At 36.4% G+C, this 1,729-nt stretch carries 1 protein-coding gene; it reads right to left on the reverse strand.

The features are described from left to right. Positions 1-73: 73 nt before the first annotated feature. The gene (locus tag R7O13_RS23970) at positions 74-1,057 is read right to left on the reverse strand and encodes a hypothetical protein (protein WP_318304814.1); all 984 of its coding nucleotides are present in this window, start codon (positions 1,055-1,057) and stop codon (positions 74-76) included. Between the last annotated feature and the right edge of the window lie 672 nt (positions 1,058-1,729).

Below are 1,729 nucleotides of genomic sequence, written 5' to 3' on the forward strand. Positions count from 1 at the left end.
CATACCACCTTAAACACTAAACGCAACGCATAGTAAAAATGCCACGCGTTGCGAATCACTCTTAAACAGTTTGTTAGGGGGCGAGGCTGCCTTCAAATTCATGCCTCTGCATATAAGGCTTATGCTTAGTACCTAATCGTCCCATTAAGCCTTCGAGTTCTACTTCGGTCAGGATTGTATTAAATCCTTTTGTGCTGAGCCAATCTTTGACAACTTTAATAGTTGATATATCTGTATTGACAAACTCTTTGTTAAAATCAGGCTTAAAGTAGTTAATTAGGGTTGCTTCACAGATACTAGTGATTGCCCCCTTTGGTAAACCTGAACCTGTCCTTAGCATAAGGTCATTTCCATTGCTATTTAGTTTATAAATTGATGCTTCATCAATTACAAAAAAGTAAGCAAAGTAGTCGTAATATTCATTGTATCTCGACGATAAAATTGGTCCCCACTTCTCATGTTTTTTGAGCCTATCGAAAGTGCTTTTACTCGACTTACCTATGTAACAAATTTCGAGCTCATCTAGAACCTCGATGTCGTAGTGGTTTATCAATTGATATACGAACAAGTTTGCTTCAACTGGAACCCCGTCATTCATGCCACTTGCTATCGGGCACGTTATATTAAGCTGTTCGTCGGAAGAATCAGAGTTAACTATTGCCAATCTGCAGTACTTTTCACTATTGCTATAATGAATCCCTTCTATAGACCTAAAGCCAGACAAAGCATAGTCTACAAACTCCTCAATTGTTTGAAATCTCGATCTCAAGTTTACCGATAAATCACTTTCACCATTAAACCAATATTTTGCCATATTAAAGATGACGTCATGGTGCTTATCATTTACAACCAACTTCCCTTTTAAACAGAAGTTATTGGTGACTGAGAATGAAGATGGAACAAACCTAACTTTTGGAGTTTTAACAATAGCGTATATAGTCGATTGACTAATAACATTAGATTCTTCCAATATTTTCATATTCTCATCATCAAAAATTCGATAATGTGGTTGGTACATATATTGACTAACATACGTACTAAAATATTTTTTATTCATAAACTCCGCCTTTATTAGCCCCCTAACGCCGCGTTAAGTAGTGAGCAACGCCAGACACCTAAACTAAACCATTACACCTTAAACACTTAACCGGACTTTGAATGAAAAATGCTAAGCGTTGTGAATCTGCCTTAAACGCTTTGTTATACGTTTTTTTCTTCGCTTACCTTTTAGCTCGATTAGATCACGGGTAAAACTACGTTGTTTGATCCACAAAATTTCGAAAATATAAATCGGCGAGAAAACTAGATGTTGAATCTCTCGCGGAAAACCAAAAACGTCACCAAAGGCACCTAATTTTACGAAAACTATATAAAAAAGCATACACATTATAAACATTGTTAAATAGAAGTAGGTTCTTACAATGTTCCATGTTATTTCGTACGGATTACTAGAAACTAAATAGTATTTTTTAATTCGCTTCCACTTGTGGATTCGCCAAAATTCTTTGAGTAGTACTGGTGTCTTTGCAAAACTTGCAACAATGAACTTACCTAGTTTTCCAAGGTAGTATGAGAACACCGCCAGTAAAAAACTTATAATGACGGTTGGGTCTAAAATTAGTTGTATAACTTCCATATTACCTCAAAACGTATAACGCTCTGTTAAGGTGTGAAGCACGCAATGACCAAGCTGCTGCATGGCACTTCAACACCAAAGTCAACGCATATC

It is taken from the genome of Vibrio sp. Y176 (assembly GCF_033438945.1).

Coding starts and splice junctions, on each gene's coding strand:
- R7O13_RS23970 (WP_318304814.1), bottom strand. CDS start 1,057: ATGAATAAAAAATATTTTAGTACGTATGTTAGTCAATATATGTACCAA.